The sequence below is a fragment of the Gracilibacillus thailandensis genome (genome assembly GCF_010994055.1).
Classification (GTDB): domain Bacteria; phylum Bacillota; class Bacilli; order Bacillales; family Amphibacillaceae; genus Gracilibacillus; species Gracilibacillus lacisalsi.
Window position 1 is genome coordinate 34,914 of sequence record NZ_WJID01000016.1, and the last position, 21,510, is coordinate 56,423.

Here is a 21,510-nt window from a genome sequence, read left to right on the forward strand (position 1 = left end):
GTAGTTTAGCAAGACCAATTCCAACAAGTTACTGTTGGGCATTTTCCGCATTCCCATGTAAGAGTACAAAAATCACCGTCATTTCCTTCAGAAATTCCTCTAACATCAACATCAGAACCACCGTTGATGGACTCTAAGGATATTTCATCTAATTCTGTGCTTAGATCCCCAGCTAACTCATACATTTTTTCACTCATTTTCTCATCTCCTTTATTATTTATTTTGTATTGCCTATCTTGATTATATAATCGTATTTAATATTAGGTAACGAATACTTATATCGGCTTTTCACAAACTTTTATTCGGTTTAACGCAAAATAAATGGAATTTTACAATTGAAATGAAGTATGTTTTCTATATAATAAAAGAACGTTCACATACAACACTTTAAACAGTGGTTGCATATGAACGATCTGTTGATTTTAAGCTTATAAAATTCTTGCTGAAACCCGTCAATTTGTTCTAGCTAGCCTTCAATAATTAACATGTGTTTCACGTGATTTTCTCTTTTCAATTGCGGAGAAGCGCAATGTTAAAATACACTTAGACGGATTTCTTTAATATTATTCACTCCGATAGAAAAATGAACGAATGAAAGGTCTGGGCTCAATTTTATATCGAGCCCAGACCCCAAAAAAGCTGCACAAAGAAATAATCTTGTCTAGTCGTTTTTGGTTGCTCTTCAAACAGCGACACTTCAGTAACTTTAAGGTATTACAGTTTGCCTAGTTAGATATGAATAGAAAGATAATGTAAAAAACTACGTAGAGCCCAAAGAATATCAAGGGTACTTTTACACCTTTAAAAGTTAACAATACACTTAAACCATGATTTATGGCATTGCCTATCAACATTGCTACTGATACAACAACTGAAAGAATAGCTATTATCAAAAAGATAGCTTCCATTTTAATTACCTCCTACTATATATTAAGAATTTTCTTTCTATGCTAGCTAATTAAATTCACTATTATAGGGGTCCTTCTTCATTTATGAAGTTCTACAAAGGAATTCTGGAATGCACTAGCATATTCAATAAAAAATGAACCCTTGTTTGCAACGTTACTTGAAATATTCTATACTCTCAGTTTTCTTGAATATAGCGATAATCCACCTAAAGATATAGCTAAATATAAAACCATCATCATTAATCCAAGTAAATGCAAACCGGTATCCTCATAACCCATTGAAGGCTCATACACTTGCATTCCCATTCTCCATGCAAAAGTAAATGGAAAATAGAGAGAAATTTCTGCTCCTAGAATGATAGTAGTGATGAATATTGAGCCAACACCTATCAAAACTACACTTAAAAAACTTTTAGTTAAGATTATTATAAGCGCTGATATTGGTACAGTTAAAATAACTAACAGACTGTATAACATTAAACTCATAAACATTCGTAAAGCTTCACTAATTATGACTTCATTATTAAACAAAGTGTAAAGTGTGATGATGTGAATCAAATGATTTACTAAAGACGTAAACAGCAATAAAGTCATAATTGCAACTATTTTTGAGAATATTAATCTGAAATTATTTTGTGGATAAGAGAGCCAGTTAAGCATTGTTTGATTTTTGAATTCGTTATTAAAGAAAGCACCGGAAAAAATAAAAACGATCGATGGGAAAAGAGTGGCATATTGGTTAAATACATAGAAGTAATAATTCCAAGCACTCATATTAGTGGACATCATCATTCCAATAGTATTAAAGATAAAGGGAACAAAACTAATTACCAAAACAGCATAAACAATTTTAAGTCGTTTAAGTTTAAAATATTCATTTTTAACTAATTGCATACTGAACATCCTCCTCAGAGCGAGACTCAGACAATAGGTATAGATAGAGATCTTCTAAAGATATATTAGAACATTTAATTTCTCTAATCTGTAAAATATTATTAATATAGCCTAGTAACTCGGGCTCTTCCATCGCTGTAATGATTTCTAAATAGGTAGGAGTTGATTTAATTACTTCTATGCCACTTAGTCGCTGTAATTCTTCTAACTTTTCTTCATCACTTTGAACTATTTGAATCTCGAACAAGTTCATTTCTTCTTTATTTTCAGTAGTGAGAATTATTTCTCCGTTATTCATAAATAATAGTTGATCTGCGATTAAATTAATTTCGTTTAATAAGTGACTCGATACGATAATAGTTCTATCGTTTAACTCTACTTCCTGTATTAACATCTCTCTTACTTGTTTAATTCCTTGTGGATCTAATCCATTTGTTGGTTCATCTAATAATAATAATTGAGGATCATTAGCTATAGAGCGAGCAATCCCCATTCTCTGTTTCATACCTAAAGAGGTTTGCGAAAAAAGCTTATCTTTCTGTTTGGATAAACCTACAAAATTTAACAGTTTATCTATTTGCTCTTGGCGATATTTGATACGATGATAACTCATATGCAATGCTAAGTTTTCACTCAGTGTTAAGTTTGCATAGAAACCAGGAAACTCAATAATACTCCCGATCTCCTTCATTATATTCATGGAAGGCTGACGATAAATATTATGGCCATTAAATAGTATATCTCCAGAGGTTGGTTTAAAAACACCTAAAATTGATTTTAATAAGGTAGTTTTCCCAGCACCGTTGGGTCCTAATAAGCCATAAATTTTTCCTTTTTCGAACTTAAAATTCACCTCTTTCAATATTTGTTTCTTTTTAATGTCAATGTTAACGTCTTTTAATTCTATTAAATAAGTCATGTAGCTCCTCCTCCATTGCTTTGTTTAACATCATTATAGTGATTGAAAGTTAAAATAAGGAGCTAATTCAGTTTAAAAACAGGTTAAAATTGTTAATACCTATCCTAGAAAATATGGATTTAATTTTCCTCACTATAAATAACAAAAACCTCTCCATCCTTTATATTTCAAAAGATAGAGAGGTCATATATAATATATCTTTATTGGAATTACTTCTTAGTATATACCAGTTGAATTACACATTTCTGTTATCCGAGTTTACGTGTGTTTGTAAATAGTAACCTGTGTCCCATCATAATGAGATGTAATATCCAAGGATAAGTTCATTTGCTCCACCATCATATGAACGATAGATAAACCAATACCTTTACCTTTATTATTGGATAATTCCTCCATCCCTGGTCCGCGATCTACAATTGTTATATATTCTATATTGTCTTGTCTTCCAGTCTTCACATTTATATATTTTCCTTGATATGCATGTCTTTTTATATTCTGAAATAAATTATTTAATATTCTAAGAAGCCATATTTCATCTATTTCCCATATAAACGAATGTGATAAATCAATGTCTATTTCAAACCCCATGTCTTCAAATAATGGATACCAATCAATTAAGGACGTTCGTATAATAGGTATCACTTCTTTCTTTTCCATGGTCAAAGGAAGTCTACCCTCGCTAAGAACGGTATAAGAAGATAGGTTGTCTATTAGTTCACTTAAAAATGTAACTTTCTTTGTAATAACGAATAGTGATTCTTCAACTTCTTTATCTAATGGCAGCTCTCGCAATTTGTGGACATGTCCATTTATAATCGATAATGGAGTTCTTAAGTCATGTGAAAGACTAGCAATTAGTTGCTTTCTTATTTTCTTCTCTTTTTCTTCTTTTTTATGACTCTCATTTAAATCATCTACCATAAGATTAAAGGATTCTTTTAAAGCACCTATTTCATCTTTCTTTTCAACGATCATTTTAGAAGGAGTTAATTTGTTTTTATTCTCCTCCATATGTGCTTGTATTTCGGTCAATCTTTTACTTGTCTTTTTAAAAAATAACCAAGTTATATAAACGAATAAACTCCATATTGTAAATAAAAATAAGTACCAAAAAGAAGAATACTTTTGATCTAATATCTCTCGATCTGTTCCGATGTTTTGATTAGGAATTTGTAGGATTATATAGCCACTCTTTTCCTCACCTTCCAAGTATGTAAAATTACTATAGTAGTCTTCATTTTGTTTGTTTTGAACGAACTCAATAGTATCAGTAACACTCAAAGAGGCTTCTCGATGTTCGGTTGAAAATATTATCTCCCCATCATCGCCAATCCAGTAGATTATCTCATCAGATTCTATATCAAAATCTTCTAATTCATTTATTATATAGTTTGTTTCTTGATATGCTAAACTTGCTATTTTCTCTTCCCATAGTTGTTCTAAGTCTTGTTCACTTATTGATTCTTCGTTATAAATAGTAGATAAAAAGTTTAACAAAAGGTAGTATAAGAAATTAACCCCAAAGAAAGAAATTGGAAAAATTAGGATAGAAAGCAAAATAACTAGTATATACTTAGTTGATAATTTCATAGCTTTATTCTATAACCTAATCCACGGATAGTTTCTATTATTGTTGGTTTTTTGGGGTCTTTTTCTATTCTTTCTCGTAAATATTTAATATGTACATTAACAACTTTATCACCTTCAATATAATTATCTTGCCAAACATAGTTATATATCTGTTCTTTAGTTAATATTTGATTGTGATTCTTTAACAAGTAAGATAGTATTTTATATTGAATCCCAGTTAGTATTACTTCTTCCTTTGTTTCATTATTTATGATTTGGTTTGTATCTAGATCTACATCTAAATGTTTCACTCTAAAAAAGTGTTCAGACACTTTTTCAAACCTCACTAATAATTTTTCTATCCTAATAATTAACTCTCTTGGATCGAAAGGTTTAGTCATATAGTCATCAGCGTTTTCTAACCCTTTTATTTTATCTTCTATAGCAGTGAGGGCTGTCAAATAAATTATAGGAATATCTTTTTTAACGCTTTTTATTTTTTGGCCTATCGTAAATCCATCCAAACCAGGCAGCATGACATCTAATACAATTATATGGATATCATCTATGTATTGTTGATAGTCGTTACCTGAATTTAAATGTATCACGTTATAGCCCTTTTTAAGTAGAGCATTACGTACAATATCTCTTATTTCTTGATCATCCTCTATATAAAGTATATTTATCACAGAAAAACCTCCATGAGACTTTATTTTAACTATTGACTAAAGAGATGTACTGTGAAAGTACAAATGAAGTAACTTATAATTGCACATGTATTATCTTCAATTTCTCTGCTTTCATTAATGCATCAGCGCGAGAGGTTGCGTTTAATTTTTTGTAAATGTTAGTTAAACAATATTCAACTGACCGTTGGCTTAAAAGTAGTTCTTCAGCAATTTCTCTGTTCTTAAGCCCTTTGGCAATTCCAATTAATATCTTCTCTTCTCTCGGACTTAACATAATATTATTAGGATCATCGTCTTCAACTAGTTCTTCTTTAGTTCCAGTCCGTCTTAACTGTTTATACAATTCAAGTGGAAGAATAGTGTATCCATTTAAAATAGATTTAATTAGTGTAATGATTTGTGAACCTGTTGCTGTCTTACTAATAAATCCTGATACACCTGCTTCTACAAATACATTAAACAAACTTGTTGTTTCAAAGCCAGTATATATTATTATCCTACTATTCTTATTAAATTCGCTTATTTTTTTAGCTAAGTCTAAGCCATTTAAACTTGGCATATAAAGGTCGAGCATGCAGATATCAAATTCTGAGTGTTGTATTAAATCTAAAACATCATGACCAGATGTACAAAGTGTTACAGTAATTTCACCCGTCTCTTCTAGTAAATATTTAGTTCCTTCACCAACTACAATGTGATCGTCTACCAAAAGTAAGCTAATCATTGAAAAACCTCCAAATTATTAGAACAGTTCTTCTTTTTTTTCGTTGTATTTAGAAACCTTTTCAACACTAATTAAGATGTCCAAACCGTTATGGCTAGATGAAAATGTTATCTTTCCATCCATACTCTTTACTCTGTGTTTAATGCCAAGTAAACCAAAATGGTGATTTGGTGAATTTCTTTTCTCAATATTCAATCCTATACCATCATCTTCATACTCTAAATGTATGTTATTATAGTCAGAAGTAAAGGTTAAAGAGACACTATTTGCTCTAGAGTGTTTCACAGCATTCATAAGTAGTTCTTGAATTATTCTATAAAAACAAATCATTTGGTGTTCTGTTAAATTATAGTTTTTAATATTGTTTGTCAATTTAAACTCCATGTTCTCTCTTAATTTGTAAGTAAGAATGAGATTGTTAATAGCTTCAATAAAGTCAAACTGATTTATAAATACAGGGTTCAATTCATAACAGGATTCTCTTATAAACTTAACTTGATCTAATAATCGTTCTTTTATAAATAGAAGCTTCTGATTGGAAACGTCATCACCTATAGACCTACATAAAAAAATAATTTCTTGAAGCAATGTATCATGAATATCCATTGAAATGCGTTTACTCTCTCTTTCTGATATCAATAAGAATAGTCTCGAATATTGTGAATAAGTAAATTCCTCATCTCTTAATGATTCTTCTAATTCGTCTACTATTTTATTAGCGCTCTCTAAATTTTCTAAGATGTTTTGGCTGATAATAGATAGGGTTCTTAACCAATACTTTTCAGCTCTGTTATATTTTATTATTCCTTTTTTATAGGGCAGAAAAAAGAATATTACTTGATTAAAGATTATTCCAACTATTAAAAAATACCCAAAGCTTGTATTAAAAAGTTGGCCAACCTCTAACTTCATTTTACTTTTGTGAATTTCAGTAGTAAGGGCTTTTACACCATGAATACTTTCATTGCTACAGAATATTTTGCTCTTTTGATGGTATATAAAATAATTTATTTTTGGAACATCTAAGAATTGTTCAATTTCTTGAGTTAAAGACATAATTAATGAATTTTTACTTTTTACACTTCTACCTTTTATTGAGAAATGAAGAAAGCTTTCATCAAATTCTCTTTTCAACTTATAGTTCGAATCAATAAAGAATAGTAATATACTAAAAGAAATGAGATTTATCATAATTAGTAACCATAATTCAATTAATGAAGAGCGAGTACTAATTAAAAAAAAAGCAATAAAACTTATGAAAATTGCAGGAAAAAACGAACGTTTACTTACCATTATCAGTTTATCAACTTGATAATCAATGTCAGGAAGCACATCTACTAACATGATATATACACCCATAAATGGTACAGCTAAGACAAATAGACTAGTTGTTTCAGCACTTATGATCGTCTCTTTTAATACTAAAAACGGGACTATGTATAAACTAATGAATGGTAGAAAAGCTAATAGTAGTCCATAGTAAAAAAGTTTTAATTTATATTTATTAACATATTTTTGAAGGGACTTTACTAATTTAAATATCGGGATACAAATAATAAATAATATAATAGAAAAAGTATATAGTATTAAACTTTTACTTGTATCTTCGGATAATAGTAGTACATCTAATATTACTATTCCTATTGAAATAATATAGAAGAGATTTAAGTGCTTTAACTGAATAATTCTAACATGTGCCTTCTCATAATTTAGTTCATTTAAGAAATGTAAGAGTACCACCGGACATAGCAATAAACCGATACTATTTACATATAGCCCCAAAATATTATCTCTAGCAGAAATGGATGCGCTAATATAGGTTAAACCTATATTTAAAAATAAAATTGCTAGTAAATTTATACTTCTGCTTTGGTATTTTTTGAGTAGGTATCCTGCTATAATTATATTTATAATACATACTATAATTGGTAATATTGAAATTAAAGCAAAGCCAATAGAGGTGTCTGAGTAGTTTATATTATGTTTAGTGAAAGATTGTCCATCTTGTAGAAAAATATCCTGAACCATTTCAATTTTTATTTCCCTATCGTCAATCTCAGTTTCTAATAAAACTCTATCATTAATTTCAATATCTATATAATTGGACCAACTGACAGGATGGGTTTCTATTACTTTATATGAAGAATTTTCTATGTTGGATACAACAATACCTACTAGAGGATATTTTATTATGATGTACGCAAAGTATATTAATAATAAAATACTAAGTAGTAAAGTAAACTTATTAAAAGAATTGTTTAGTAGAGTTTTCATTGCCGTCCAGTAGCTATATTTAGCTACTTTCTACCTCCAATAGTAATTGGGTGTAATAAGCTCATCAACTTCCTTTATGATTGAATGAACCTCTTCTTTCTCTACTCCGATTAATGACGCATTTCCGTCTTTCACTTGTTGAATAATTTCTGGATTATTTAGTAGATAAATTACTAGTTCCTCCATAACTTCCACTCCTTTTTTAAATTTCATCTATAAGATTTTTAATAATCAATAGTTTTTTTGAACTCCCAATGGGCAAGTTATTCACTTTTTCCTTAGCTTGTTTCATATATTTTTCTTTCACTTGCTTTGCATAATTTAATGCACCAGAATGATAAAGTTGTCTAATAACCATTGATTTACTCATACAAATCTCTTTATAATCCACTAACCCTAAGAAATAATCTTTGACCATAGAAGGACCTTTATATTGATATAATAAATATAAAATTGGTAACGATATTTTTTTTTCAGATAAATCATTTTTCTTTTCAAAGTTAATTACATCTTTTATATCATTGGAAATTTGTGCTGCTACACCAATATCTAAACAATATGAATGTATTTCTGTTAAGTGTTTGGTCGATGTAGTTAATACACCTAGTAGAGCAGCTAAAGAAACAAGAGAGCCAGACTTACTTTTGCACATATTAATATATTCTAGTGGAGTTTTTATACGATTTTGAATATCTATATACTGTCCCTTAATGGAATTTGATAAGTTTAAATGTATATAATCTAGTGCGGTTTTTTTGTTAATGAAATTACATTCATGGGCTTCTTTAAAGGCATCAATTAAAAGTATTAAACCCAAATTTATTGCTTGTCTTTCATCACCTGACCATGGTGCGCGTTTATTATCTTTATCTTGAACGTCATCAAATATATCAAAAGATAAAATCAATTTCTGTACAAATTTATTAGTAAGATGAATATTTTCGTCATTCTCATAACTTTTAAAAGCATTATAGTGAATATCTGTAATATTTTTAAAAGCTGTAGATTCATCAAGACTATAATTTACTGCCTTGTTATAAAAGCTCAGAAGGCTATATGTATCCCCAAATGAAAACCTCCCATTCTAATGTTTAACACATATCGGTTCAAAAGTCAATCTTTACCATTATTAGTAGTTGCTTCAACTGTAGACTCTTATATAGAGAAACAGTCAATTGATTGAAATGTTTGATCTAAGTGTATAATTGAACGGTGTATAAAAATGAGTCATTTCTGATCTGTGTAGAAGTTTATAGTAGGTGCATCGTTTTTTACCTTGATCTAATTGATGAAGGACTCTTTGAAGGTAGGAAGCTATCAAGGCATGGGTGTAATAATTGCGAGCTTATAAATCTGGTAAATCCAATTATTAATAAAACATCCCTCCTTTAGGTGAAAGTTCTGGTAATTAAAGTTTATATTTACCATACATTTACTGTCAACTAATTACTTTAGGGGAGAGTCTAAATATATAGATGCTAGATAATTAAAAAACATGGTGCAATAATTTTTTCTTAACTGAAATACTGTTATCACAGTTAATATATATGTTTAATATTACCATAAATGGAGAGTGGTTTTATGACATATCCATTGGCAAATATAGCAGTTTAATGAGTGTCAGTAGTTGATTTCGTGAAATGATTATTCAGTGAGTTATTAGAACAAAGAACAGTCAAAAAGTCTGGGTTTCATTTAATTTAAACCCAGACCTTTGTGCATTGAAGTATCTTTTTCAAGTGAAGAGTGTTACATTCCTTTATATAGTCATCTTGATAATGTGATAGAGAAGGAGGGCTTGTAATAAAACCCTTCACCAAAATAGCCAAATCACACAAAATCTATTATGATATATTTCTGTCTACCAACAGTAGCAAATACGTACGTGGAAGGAAGTTTTTAGTGAGAGAAACACAATCACGAATCGACATAAAAGGGACATTCTATAACTTTTTAATACAAAAAAACAATTATGACAAGGTGTATCTAGATTGTATCGAAAGCACCGTAAGCAATTTAGTTCAGCAGCAAACTTCTGCTAACAAACCAGGAATGCTACTAGGAAAAATTCAGTCAGGAAAAACTAGAACATTTCTAGGAATAATGGGCTTAGCTTATGATAATGGTTATGATGCTGTGGTTATTTTAACTAAAGGAACAAAAGCACTGGTTAAGCAGACTATTGCTCGTCTACACCAGGAATTTGATGGGATGCTTGTACGGGATAATATGCGTGTCTATGACATTATGACCATGCCAGGCAATCTAAGTAAATGGGAGTTACATAAAAAACTTGCCATTGTGGTGAAAAAAGAAACAAGAAATATGGATAAATTGCAGCAGGCCTTATTTGAAACGTATCCGCAATTGAAAAATAAACATATTTTGTTTATTGATGATGAGGCTGATTTTGCAAGTGTCTCCTATGAAAATAATACAGAGAAAAACATTATTGAAATGAGAGTCATAGCATCCAAGATCGATAATATTAGAGCAAATGTAGCGAAAGGCTCCTACCTGCAAGTTACCGCAACACCCTACTCCCTGTACTTACAACCAGAGGAAAGGAGGAAAAATGACTTTGTTAAATTTGAACCAGTTCGGCCTGCATTCACTACACTAGTGCCGATTCATGATCAATATATAGGTGGTAACTTTTACTTTGATGAGGCAGAAAATCCAACATCACCAGCTTACTATCTTTATCAGGAAATTAAGGAAAATGATTTAGCTGTCATGAAAAAGATGGATTTACGCCGTGTTCGAAAAGAAAATGTGTTAGCTCAAAACAATCTAGCGAATGTAAACAAAGCGGTCATTAACTTTATTGTAGGAAGTTGTATCAGAAGATGGCAACAGCATTATCTAAAGGAAAAACAGGAAAAGTATGCAATGGTTGTTCATACAGAAAGAGGCAAAAAAGCACATGACTGGCAACAACAGTTGATTCATCGTATTATAGCTGACCTAACCAAGTTAGCTAAGAGCAATGATGACTTATTTACAGAAAGAATAGAAGAGTCTTATCACCATTTAATGAAGTCTGTCAGACTAGTAGATATGCCTGAACCTTCCTTTGCTGAGATTCTAAAAGAAGTGAATGAAGCGTTTATGGAAGAAATGGTTATTGTATCAACTGTCAATTCGGATAAAGAGGTGGAAGAGTTACTGGATTTTACTGGGCAACTACAACTTCGGACACCGATGAATATTTTTATTGGTGGGCAAATTTTAGACAGAGGCGTGACAATAAGTAACTTAACAGGTTTCTTCTATGGCAGAAATCCAAAGTCCTTTCAACAGGATACAGTGTTACAGCACTCACGGATGTATGGAGCTAGATCAATGGAAGATATGGCAGTTACGCGCTTTTACACAACAAGAAATATCTATCAGGTGATGGAGAGAATTCACGAGTTCGATACGGAGTTAAGGGAAGCCTTTAAAAAGGGGCATGATCAAGGTGTGGTTTTTATTCAGAAGGACGCTTCTAATCAAATCGTGCCATGCAGTCCCAATAAAATATTGCTATCAAACATTGTTACATTAAAACCACATAAACGAATGCTTCCCGTCGGATTTCAAACAGGCTATAAAACATATATTAGCAAACCGGTTGAAAAAATCTCTGTAATACTTCGTGAAACAAAAAAAACTTCACCTGGGATTACGGATGACGCTTTTTTGGCACCAAGTAACATAGTTAAAGAGATCTTATCCTTGATTCATGCTACGTTACAAATGGAAGAAGGCTATGAATGGGATCTACAGGAGTATTTCTCGATACTGGATTATATAACATTGGATATGGAAGAAAAGTATGTATGGCTTATTGTTAGAGAAGGGAGAAATATAAAGAGAATCGATTCAGAAGGCAGGTTTGAAAATGCTCCTGATACACCTAGTGGGAACAAGGGAGAGCTAAAAGTTGCTAGAGAATTAGCGACTGATCATCCTGCTATTATATTATTGAAGCAGCTAGGGTTAGAAGAGAACGGCTGGAGAGGGACGCCTTTTTGGTGGCCAATTATGGTAACGCCATTACATATGGATTCGACGGTATATGCAAAAGAAACTATTAAACAGTGATGATTTCTTTGCTAGTTGTTCACCACTACGGTATATTGCCGTTTTCTCCAGCGCCATCATAAAGGACTGGTGTGAGGTTCGGCTCCATACCGTCTTCACACCAGCCTATATGTTGTTTGCTTTACATTTTTAAGATGGGTTTTATCGTAATCCCATTTCCAGAATCAGCAAATGCTTGGTTAATTTCTTCTAAGTCATAGAATTTCACTAATTTATCAAAAGGAAACAACCCTTTTTTATAATATTCTATAAGCTGTGGAATGAATAATTGAGGGATTGAATCTCCTTCAACTACTGCTATGATAGATCTTCCTTCATTCAATAGGTCTTCTTGAACGTTTAGTGTCACTTCTCCAGTTGCTCCAACTACTGCAACAGTACCTAAACTTCGTAGTGATTGTATGGATTGAACAACTACTGATGAAACACCTGTAGTTTCAACTGCGTAATTTGTTCCTCCGTTGGTTATCTTTCTGATCTCTTCTACTGTATCGACTTCAGATCCATTGATAACATGTGTTGCACCTAATTCTTTTGCTAATTCTAATCTACTGTCGTGTAAATCGATTGCAATGATTTTGGCACATCCTATTATTTTAGCGGCCATAATTGCACTTAATCCTACAGCGCCGCACCCAAATATTGCGAGTGTTGATCCAAATGCAGGTTGTAATTTATTTATGACGGTTCCAGCTCCAGTTTGGATCCCGCATCCTAAAGGGCCAAGTAAATGAAGATCGACGTCTTTATCTACTTTCACTACGTTTCTTTCGTTCGAAACAGCGTATGTGCTAAATGAAGACTGGCCAAAGAAGGTTGACATTTCTTGATCGCCCTGGTGAATGCGGTGTGTACCATCTGGCATTCTGCCTCCGAAATTGAATTCATTTAAATAAATACAAGAAGCTGGGTGACCTGTTAGACAGTTCTCACATTGTCCACAAGATGAAAAAGATAAAACAACATGATCACCTGGTTCCACTGTTTCAACACCCGAGCCGACCTTTTCTATAATACCTGCCCCTTCATGGCCGAGTACAGCAGGGAGTGGCACCGGAATCATCTGGTCGCGTGCAACTGCATCAGTGTGACAAACCCCCGCTGCAACTACTTTCACTAGCACTTCATTTTCTTTTGGTTCCGAAAGCTCCAAATCTTCAATTTTAAATTCTTGTCCTTTTTCATGGATAACTGCGCCTTTCATTTGCATCGTTCATTTACCTCCTATGATATGTAATCTATACATCATTATCTCCAATTTATAACAGGGCATACAGAAATGAACGATAACAAAATCCATACAATAAAACACAAATGTGTGAACTAGAACGTCGAACAGTTAATGGTCAAGTCTATGTACAGACAATGGAAATTATATTTTAGATTGTAAATTCGAAAAAAATATTAGATCCTAGAAATTAAATAGGGATTTACAGTGCTTAGTAGACGTCGTTGAAAACGGATTATTTATTAACATGACGAAGAAAGTTTTAATAAGTAACTTAGAGCAGGTAAAGGTAATGGAGGGGGGAGACTAAGAGCAAGGCAACCCTCGATTCTTTTAGAATAACGTTCACTTCCTTCCGATCACGGAGAGAAATGGTCCGTTTACTAGAGCATGTTGATCTCGTTCATCTCCCCCGAAAATGCCATATTAATGTTCATCTTCCAATTCGACGATCTTATTGGTAATTAAATCTTGTTCTTTTTCCGCAACTTCATTGGAAATAATTTCTTCCCTTAACAAATGGCTAATTGCCTCGTATTGTGCATATAGTGAATGTTTCAATAGGGCCATTTTCTGCTTTTCCTTCAGTTCAGGGTAGTTACGGAAGAGCTCTTCAATTTCGTTATGCAATGCCGTACGCTCTTTCTCATATTCATCAATAATTTCTTTTGAAACTAATTCTGATACAAATAAATTCTTTCTAACCTTGATGATTTCTTGAATACCTGTTTCCATTCGATGGGAGCGTGTAATAAGTGCTTCATACTCTTGATAGCTTTTTTCCTTCTTGTTTACACCTAGCCATGAAATAAGCGGTTTGATCGAAAGGCCTTGGGCAACAAGGGAAAACAATACGACACTAAAAGCCATGAGTAAAATTTCCTCCCGGCCTTCAAAGTCTCTTGGAAGACTAAGCACAAGCGCGATCGATAATGATCCCTTCAGACCACCCCAGTTTAGAATGTGTTTCCATGAGAGTGGGATGTTTTTGATGAAGAAAAGGCTACTATATACCGCAATACTTCTGGCAATTAGAACGATCAGAATGGCGATAAAAATGTATCCCCAGTTTTCTGCGACATTGATTCGTGTAATTTCTAGTCCGACCATTAAAAAGACAAGAGAATTGGCAAGTAATGTTACGACATCCCAAAAATTACTTATATTTAATTTAGTTGCAGGGCTCATGCCAATTCTTGAACCATAGTTTCCAAATGTAAGAGCAGCAACAACAACTGCTATTACCCCAGAAGCATGAATACTTTCAGCTATTAAGAACGCGCTGTAAAAGAGAATAATACTAAAGATGATCTCCAATGGGTAATCATCGAAGTATCTGGTTAGACGTGAGAATACATAACCTAGTAAAGCCCCGGTTATCAAACCTAATGATACTACTTTTATAAATTCCCATAATCCATAACCTGCACCTAATAATCCTAAGTCAAGATAAGAGATTAAAGAAAAAGCTGATATATTAAATAAGACAACCGCTAACCCATCATTAAATAAACTTTCTCCTTCAATAACAGTAGCAAGCCTTTTTTTAACGCCTACACTTTTAAAAATAGACAAAACACTAACAGGGTCAGTGGCACTCATTAATGCTGCAAATACAAATGCTGCAGGAATAGAAAAGTGTAAAAGCCACATAGAAGAAAAACCGATAATAATAAAAGATACGAAGGTTCCGCCAAATGCTAAAGCAAGAATTGGCTTTTTGTTATCAGTTAAATGGGAGAAGGGCAGTTTTAATGCTGCTTCCCCTAATAAAGCTGGTAAGAACAATGTAATAATGACAAAATTAAACACTTCCCCCTCCGTAATAAAGTCTTTCAATGGTTCCAATACGGGAATGTTGATAAGGCCGATAATTGCCCCAACAATGACTAATGCAATGGGGTAAGGCTGTTTAAATTTTTTGGCAATTGCGGTAATACCAGCTGCGATCATTACTAAAATAAGACCGAGTTGAAAGATATGGTGTAAGTCTAAGTCATGCATGATTCGTTCCTCCTTACTTGCCTTAGGCTACTATTCATCTTACCCAATTGGAACAAAATCATTACCTAGCCTAGTTCACAAATGAAAATAGAAAGCATTTTTCATAGAATCTTCTTTAAGAAGATAATTTTGATCATAATCAATACTTAAATCCTCCTTCCTTACATTTTTAATGGCAAGATCAATTTCCTTCATAACATTGTTTTTAATCATTAAATTATTGATCATTAAATCCCCTTAATAAGTCCAAGCTCTATAAAACGTATATCACCTAATGTTTATTGAATGTCCCCCGCAAATATTGCTGTTTCATCTTGAAGAACAGTAACAATCCTAAAAACAAACATTACTTTTGTGAGCGTTAACATAATTAATTACAACTACTTTTGAAAAGATGTCAAGGGGGAAGCGGGACTTTTCAATAATGAAAGCATCTAATGCAGAATAAGTAGAGGAACAAAAAGGTTTTCAAAATATTAAGAAACTCTTTAGCTTTGGCTTGAAAGAAGCTAGAATATTTGCGTTAGTAGTTCCTTTAATGTATGTAATTAATATGGTCATGATTGTGATGATTATTGGCTATTGTGGTATTCGTGTGGCAGAAGGCTCAAGGTCAACTGGTTCGCTCGTCGCCTTCTTACTCTTTACTACCTTTGCGATGTTTTTCACTCAATTACAGAAAGCGCAAGGTGCAACCGAGCGAATTATGGATATTTTGGTCTTTGTTGAAGAATCCAAACAAGGGAAAGATTTAGATATTTCTAATCTTCCTATCTCGATCAATAGGGGTACAATTTTATATATGAGGTAAGCAGTTTTTAATGTTTATTAACCGATAATGGAAATGTTAGGATGCTGTTGATTAAGCTTGGCCTGTAACTCTTTTACTTTGCGGAAGGACAGATAACATTCTTGGTCATTTGTCATGATTAACTTGCGCTTTTTTTTATCGATTACTTTAATGTGCTGTAGATTGATGACATAGCTTTTATGGCAACGATAAAAGAAAGGATGAAGGTCTTCAAGGTCTTTTAATTTTGCGTAAAATTCATAATAGCCATTTTTTTCGTGTAGGCCAATTTTATGTACATGAGGAGAAGTTTCAAAGTAATATATATCCGCATAATTAACATATTTAATCTGTTCCCCGATCCGGATAATAAGTGATGATGCTTCCTCCTGTGAGGTGCTTTGCTGCTGATACTTGGTAAAGGCTACTTCTAATGCGTCGATTACTTGCTCAGCTATTTGTGCATGGTCATCATCTTTAACAATAAAATCGAGCGCAGCTAATTTGTATTTAAACGTCAATTTTAATCGATCTGCATGCATAGAAATAAAAATGATTGTAGCAAAGGGATCTTGTTCTCGGATCTTGCGTGCTACATCCATTCCATTCAGTGTCGAAGCAAGTTCTATATCTAAAAAGTAACAATCTGCTCTCTGTGCTTGTTGGTAAGCTAGCACTTCTTCTGGAGTAGCAGCACTAAGTACTAACTTAATGCTTGGTTCAAAGGCCAAAGCATAATCAGAGATAATCGACTCCAACAATGCTCGTTGTTCTGTTTCATTTTCACAAATAATCACCTTCATAAGAAAACCTCCTCTGAATGATGTGCGGTTTTTTTCGTGATCGTTCAATTAGACCAGCGTTTTTTCATATGGAACGGAAATGTGTAGGTTTACAGTTTTTATTTCAATTTCGTGAATGAAGAATTGATTTTCGATTCGCGTGTTCATGGTAGTGTTTGACCAATGATTGATAATTTGACGAGCGGTTGTTAAGCCGTTGCCCCGACCAGTTCCTTTTGTTGAGTATCCGGCTTGAAACAGTTCCCTGATAGTTATCTCTTCATTTCCGATTCGGTTCTCTATTACAATAAGTAAGGAACCGTCCATTTTCTGCATAAATGCCATATTTAGCTCTCGCTCTTCTTGGTGAAGAGAAGCTTCTAGCGCGTTATCTAATAAAATACCAATTAGCCGTATGAGATCGATTATATTCATTTCAACAGCTTGGATTTGATCGGATACTTCTACGTTAATGTTTATGTTTGACTCCTGGGCTAATAATATTTTAGAGGAAAGAAAACCTTTCAATTCAATCAATTTAATTTTATCAAGCTGATGAAATAAATGATTGCGATGGAGGGTGTTGTTTTCTACTTTAATAATATAATTGTCAAAATAGTTCTTTAATCCCTCTATATTATTTTGTTCTATGTATCCTTGCATTGTAAGTAGGATATTTTGATAATCATGTCGGAAGCTTTGCATATCCTTATTGATTCGTTCTAATTCTTGCATGTATTGTAGCATTTGCTCTCTTTCTATTTCTTTACGCTTTAACGTATTTTCTTTTTTAATGTTTCGCATCAAGATAGTAAACATGATGAACATTAATAAGAGGTAAATGGTCTCAATAAGCACGTTAAATATGGCAGCATAATATAGTTTGCGATTTAAAGCGATAAATAGATTGAAGTAGATAACGGTTGTCGTGATCCATACGATTATAAATAATAAGATTTGTGTAGCAATGGTAAACATATGCCAAACCTTCGTTATAAATAAACGATAAAGATATGTAAAAATAGCGAAAAAGCATAAAAGGAATAAACCACTAATTCCTACATAAAATGGTTGATCTGTAACAATGGAATATCGAATAATTTGTGATAAGTTTTCTGCAACAAGGCTAGCAACCGCTAGGATAGCTACGTCCAACAGTACACGTAGTTTTTTGGTATAGATATAAAAGAATAGACTTAAGGCGATTAATAGATAAATGATACTAAACCAGCTAGCTATATATAAGTAGACTAGAATGGAAGGTAAACCAACAAGATCGTTTTTATCCTTAATCTTATGTTTAACGTATAAAACAAGCCAAAGAACATACCCATTAATTCAATGATAAAAAAGAACAGAGATAAGACCATTGAGCCACAACCTTCTATAAACAATTGAGATAAATGTAAAGTTATTAGTAAGTGAACGCTAATGAAATAACGAGTGAAAGTGTGATAGAGATGGCACGATTCTATACAGAATTATACTATTTTTAGCAACTTATTACTATTGATTAAGGGAAATATAAGAATAGAAGTTTACCTTCTTATAGAGGATTGTAGCAATAATAATAGTAAAATCCCCCTGAATGTTAAAGTTTCAGAGGGACAACATTAGGATTCTACTAAAATTTGATTAACGATAGGATATAAAGAAACCACCAGATACACTTGATCACTAGTAATATCCTTTACTTGAATCGGACCAACAATAGCTGATGGAGAAAAATAGAATGGCAGGCGAAAGTCCATTTCTGTTTCTGGACGTAGACGGAATCCATCTGTCAAGCCTGTTTCCAAATCAGGATTAGCAACACGATATAATTGGTCGCTAATTTGCAGTTCAAAATCGGTACCAATTAAATAGTAATTAATAAAGTTAATACCACTATGTTCCCTTGGATTATCCGTTTTATTTGTGTTTTTAATGGTTACCTCTACATCATAAACCATTTCAGGAAAAAGAAAATCATCTTCTGCAAACAAAGGGTTATCTGGATCATCCTGATACTCATATTTAGCAAGATACGCATCATAAGAAATGATTTCTGCATTATTTACGGTTACGGTATAACCATCCATATTTTCAAAGTCATCTAAAAAGATATTATCTTCTATTGCTACTTCTTCTCCCATTTTAAAGGTATGGACTGGTGGAAGCTCGACATCTTTATTGACATACCAGATGCGAATACCTACTCCTATAATGAAAGCTAAACATAGGAGAAGGATGAGGAACTTTTTCATATGCTTTCACTCCCTTTGGTGCTGCTGATTAATGCACCATTTTCTAGGTAATGAATCTCATCTGCTAATTCATCCAAAATATCGGTATCATGACAAGAGATAATGACTAAAGCACCACGTTCCTTTTCTAGATGAACGATTTGTTTAACGAGTTCTACACCATTCGTGTCCAGTGAGTTCGTTGGTTCATCTAGAATAATAATATCCGGTTTTTCGAGGATGGCACCAGCAATACCAAGACGTTGCTTCATCCCTAGTGAATATTTTTTATATTTTTTCTTACTGCTTTCCTCGTCTAGACCGACCTGGGTTAAAACGGTTCTTATTTGCCTATCGTCGATTTCATTGCGAATCGATGCAAGCATTTTTAAATTTTGAAAGCCTGAATAGCTATCTAAAAAAGCTGGATTTTCTAACAGCATGCCAATACTATCAGGAAAGGTAAGGTCTTTTCCAAGCTTTTTATCGTCTATGTGGATCGATCCTTTGGTAGGAAAGATTAAACCAGCAATTAACCGCATCATCATCGTCTTTCCAGAGCCGTTTACGCCACGTAACCCGGTGGCTTTGCCAGAATGAAATGTTAAAGAAATATCGTTGATTACGGTAACACCCTTCATTGTTTTGGTTACATGATCCATATGAATGGTTGTCATAGTAAATCTCCTCTCATTTAGATGTGAAACGATTAACTTATTCATCGTGTAAAATATCGTATCGCCTAAAATAAAAACAGCCTAAGGTAAATGATACGGCAGTTAAGATAATCCAAGCAATTACTGCCTCATTAAACGTAAAGCCTTGCTCAACTACATAATCGCTTCGAATGGGCATAGCATAGTTTCCAGGAAGGTAAGGGGTAACAAGGTAGGCAGAGGACAGCAAAAGAATAGCCAGCATGCCAAAACTATGCAATGGTTTAATAAACAGAACGATGGTCATCTGTAGCAGGTTAAATCCAATGGACATCAACATCGGAATAAATACAATGTAAACTACTAATTCACTTGGAAATTTATCATATGGGCTTTTCGCCTCTAACAGGTCATTGACAAACATTGGTGTGATATCAAATGAAATGGGTTCTTGCATGATGAAGCAAAAAACAAAAATGGTTAGAAATATGATGGCATAATTGGCCAAAACGTAACAGATATTCCAGAGTGTCTTTGAAATCCACCAAGCCATTCTCCCCTTTGTTCTCATTAACATGTTCAATCCTAGTGATGATAGGTCCCTAGATGGATAATGTAGCGTACTATAAAGTATAAACAGATGTAATAGCATCCATTTGATTGGAAATAGAAAGCTTTCTGTATCAGAAGGTATGTATTCTTTGATACCTGCAAGTACATAAAATAAATAATCAACCCACGTACCGGGTGGAATCGTTGGATCAAACATATATGCATGTTTTTTTCTTATATAAAAATCAATACAAAACGCGAGTACGACTAAGACAATAACGAATAGGTGAACCAGATTGATTCGAAAACCGTTCTTTAGATCATATTTAAATAGGTTAAAAAACTTCACGTTTAACACCTAATCTCATCGTTATTCCAAATGTCATAATAAATAGTAATATTCCTTCAATAAGGATGATAACAGTGCTTGCAGGATTTTCAATAGCAATTGCATGTAAGTAATTTAATGGTGAAATTTCTTTATAAAATTTGTACTGTAAAAAGGTACGGCTATAATGCAAAATAAATAGAAGAAAAAACGGAATTAAGATAATGGCAATTCTATTTTTTATAAAAAAGGAAATAGCAAGGCTGATTGTTGCAAATAATCCTCCAAAAGTAAAATCTAAAAGCAAATAAAGTATCGTATAAACGAGCGGGTGAGTATAAAACAAGCTTGACCAGATCGCACCAATTTCTACGCCATATACATAAGGATTAAGCTGTGTTGGCGAAATGGCAGGCACAAACAATGCCACAACTATAAAATTTAGGATAAGTGGAAGTAGGATAACGACCCCACCAGCAGTAAATGTAGCGATGTACTTAGTTAAAAAATATTGCCATTTATTGCTTCGTGTGACGATCATTTTCACATATCCTTTTTTACTTTCGGTTATGTACGACCAGCCGTAAGGGAAGACGGCAATCAGTGGAAGTAAGGTGAAAAAAGTGTGAATCCAAGTGATGATGTCTCCCCGCCAATCCAATACTTGTAGAGCGTTGCGTTATATGGTAAAGGATTACCTTGCGAATTCATAGCCGAATGAGCATTGGTATAAATATAGGTATCGATCATATACCATGCGCTCAGTAGTGTGAAAATACTAGCAATTATCATGGTGGTGATAAAGAATTTATTTGTTAGCGCTTTGTTTAGCTCTAATTGTAATAAGCGAATAAACGTTTTATTCATAACGCGTCTCCC

Annotated in this window: 20 protein-coding genes; 2 read left to right on the top strand and 18 right to left on the bottom strand. The window is 33.0% G+C overall.

Annotated elements, in window-relative coordinates:
• Positions 1-5 precede the first annotated feature (5 nt).
• The 9 genes from GH715_RS06520 to GH715_RS06560 all read right to left on the bottom strand — a co-directional run bounded on the left by GH715_RS06520 (position 6) and on the right by GH715_RS06560 (position 9,025).
• A complete protein-coding gene (locus GH715_RS06520; RefSeq protein WP_153834672.1) occupies positions 6-197 on the bottom strand; it encodes a plantaricin C family lantibiotic in 192 nt (63 codons plus the stop codon).
• An 879-nt stretch (positions 198-1,076) separates the two neighbouring features.
• Positions 1,077-1,802: an ABC transporter permease gene (locus GH715_RS06525; protein ID WP_163578496.1), complete on the bottom strand. Its 726-nt coding sequence runs from the start codon at positions 1,800-1,802 to the stop codon at positions 1,077-1,079.
• Complete coding sequence (locus GH715_RS06530; protein ID WP_153834670.1) at positions 1,789-2,721, bottom strand: ABC transporter ATP-binding protein; 933 nt, start codon at positions 2,719-2,721, stop codon at positions 1,789-1,791. The genes GH715_RS06525 and GH715_RS06530 overlap by 14 nt, the downstream gene beginning before the upstream one ends.
• Before the next feature lie 258 nt (positions 2,722-2,979).
• Positions 2,980-4,311, bottom strand: coding sequence for a sensor histidine kinase (locus GH715_RS06535; protein ID WP_153834669.1), 1,332 nt, complete (start codon positions 4,309-4,311; stop codon positions 2,980-2,982).
• Entirely contained in the window at positions 4,308-4,979 is a 672-nt protein-coding gene (locus GH715_RS06540) for a response regulator transcription factor (RefSeq protein ID WP_163578497.1), read from the bottom strand. The genes GH715_RS06535 and GH715_RS06540 overlap by 4 nt, the downstream gene beginning before the upstream one ends.
• Positions 4,980-5,052: 73 nt before the next feature.
• A complete protein-coding gene (locus tag GH715_RS06545) occupies positions 5,053-5,703 on the bottom strand; it encodes a response regulator transcription factor (RefSeq protein ID WP_153834668.1) in 651 nt (216 codons plus the stop codon).
• An 18-nt stretch (positions 5,704-5,721) separates the two neighbouring features.
• Positions 5,722-7,977 carry a sensor histidine kinase gene (locus GH715_RS06550; RefSeq protein WP_153834667.1) on the bottom strand — a complete coding sequence of 752 codons (2,256 nt, stop codon included), beginning with the start codon at positions 7,975-7,977 and terminating at the stop codon, positions 5,722-5,724.
• 30 nt (positions 7,978-8,007) lie between these two features.
• Positions 8,008-8,163 carry a competence pheromone ComX gene (gene comX, locus GH715_RS06555; RefSeq protein WP_163578498.1) on the bottom strand — a complete coding sequence of 52 codons (156 nt, stop codon included), beginning with the start codon at positions 8,161-8,163 and terminating at the stop codon, positions 8,008-8,010.
• A 16-nt stretch (positions 8,164-8,179) separates the two neighbouring features.
• Positions 8,180-9,025: a polyprenyl synthetase family protein gene (locus GH715_RS06560; RefSeq protein WP_153834665.1), complete on the bottom strand. Its 846-nt coding sequence runs from the start codon at positions 9,023-9,025 to the stop codon at positions 8,180-8,182.
• Between the two features lie 854 nt (positions 9,026-9,879).
• Between GH715_RS06560 and GH715_RS06565 the strand changes: the two genes are divergently transcribed.
• The gene (locus tag GH715_RS06565; protein WP_240469354.1) at positions 9,880-12,066 is read left to right on the top strand and encodes a Z1 domain-containing protein; all 2,187 of its coding nucleotides are present in this window, start codon (positions 9,880-9,882) and stop codon (positions 12,064-12,066) included.
• Positions 12,067-12,187: 121 nt separating this feature from the next.
• On the opposite strand, the gene GH715_RS06570 is transcribed toward GH715_RS06565, so the two are convergent.
• Together GH715_RS06570 and GH715_RS06575 are read right to left on the bottom strand one after the other, a co-directional pair.
• Entirely contained in the window at positions 12,188-13,276 is a 1,089-nt protein-coding gene (locus GH715_RS06570; RefSeq protein WP_153834663.1) for an NAD(P)-dependent alcohol dehydrogenase, read from the bottom strand.
• A gap of 444 nt (positions 13,277-13,720) precedes the next feature.
• Positions 13,721-15,298, bottom strand: coding sequence for a Na+/H+ antiporter (locus GH715_RS06575; protein ID WP_153834662.1), 1,578 nt, complete (start codon positions 15,296-15,298; stop codon positions 13,721-13,723).
• 538 nt (positions 15,299-15,836) lie between these two features.
• On the opposite strand from GH715_RS06575, the gene GH715_RS06580 reads away from it, so the two are divergent.
• Positions 15,837-16,109: a hypothetical protein gene (locus GH715_RS06580; RefSeq protein WP_153834661.1), complete on the top strand. Its 273-nt coding sequence runs from the start codon at positions 15,837-15,839 to the stop codon at positions 16,107-16,109.
• 17 nt (positions 16,110-16,126) lie between these two features.
• Here the strand turns inward: GH715_RS06580 and GH715_RS06585 are convergent, their stop codons facing one another.
• The 7 genes from GH715_RS06585 to GH715_RS06615 all read right to left on the bottom strand — a co-directional run bounded on the left by GH715_RS06585 (position 16,127) and on the right by GH715_RS06615 (position 21,498).
• Positions 16,127-16,891, bottom strand: coding sequence for a LytR/AlgR family response regulator transcription factor (locus tag GH715_RS06585; protein WP_153834660.1), 765 nt, complete (start codon positions 16,889-16,891; stop codon positions 16,127-16,129).
• Positions 16,892-16,939: 48 nt separating this feature from the next.
• Positions 16,940-18,025 carry a sensor histidine kinase gene (locus GH715_RS06590; protein WP_153834659.1) on the bottom strand — a complete coding sequence of 362 codons (1,086 nt, stop codon included), beginning with the start codon at positions 18,023-18,025 and terminating at the stop codon, positions 16,940-16,942.
• 458 nt (positions 18,026-18,483) lie between these two features.
• Positions 18,484-19,116, bottom strand: coding sequence for a DUF5028 domain-containing protein (locus GH715_RS06595; RefSeq protein ID WP_153834658.1), 633 nt, complete (start codon positions 19,114-19,116; stop codon positions 18,484-18,486).
• Positions 19,113-19,772: an ATP-binding cassette domain-containing protein gene (locus GH715_RS06600; RefSeq protein ID WP_153834657.1), complete on the bottom strand. Its 660-nt coding sequence runs from the start codon at positions 19,770-19,772 to the stop codon at positions 19,113-19,115. Before GH715_RS06600 ends, GH715_RS06595 begins: the two co-directional genes overlap by 4 nt.
• Before the next feature lie 37 nt (positions 19,773-19,809).
• A complete protein-coding gene (locus GH715_RS06605; RefSeq protein WP_163578500.1) occupies positions 19,810-20,520 on the bottom strand; it encodes a hypothetical protein in 711 nt (236 codons plus the stop codon).
• A 118-nt stretch (positions 20,521-20,638) separates the two neighbouring features.
• The gene (locus tag GH715_RS06610) at positions 20,639-21,172 is read right to left on the bottom strand and encodes a hypothetical protein (protein ID WP_153834655.1); all 534 of its coding nucleotides are present in this window, start codon (positions 21,170-21,172) and stop codon (positions 20,639-20,641) included.
• Positions 21,173-21,231: 59 nt separating this feature from the next.
• On the bottom strand, positions 21,232-21,498 hold the full coding sequence (locus GH715_RS06615; RefSeq protein WP_153834654.1) for a hypothetical protein: 267 nt from the start codon (positions 21,496-21,498) through the stop codon (positions 21,232-21,234).
• Positions 21,499-21,510 lie beyond the last annotated feature (12 nt).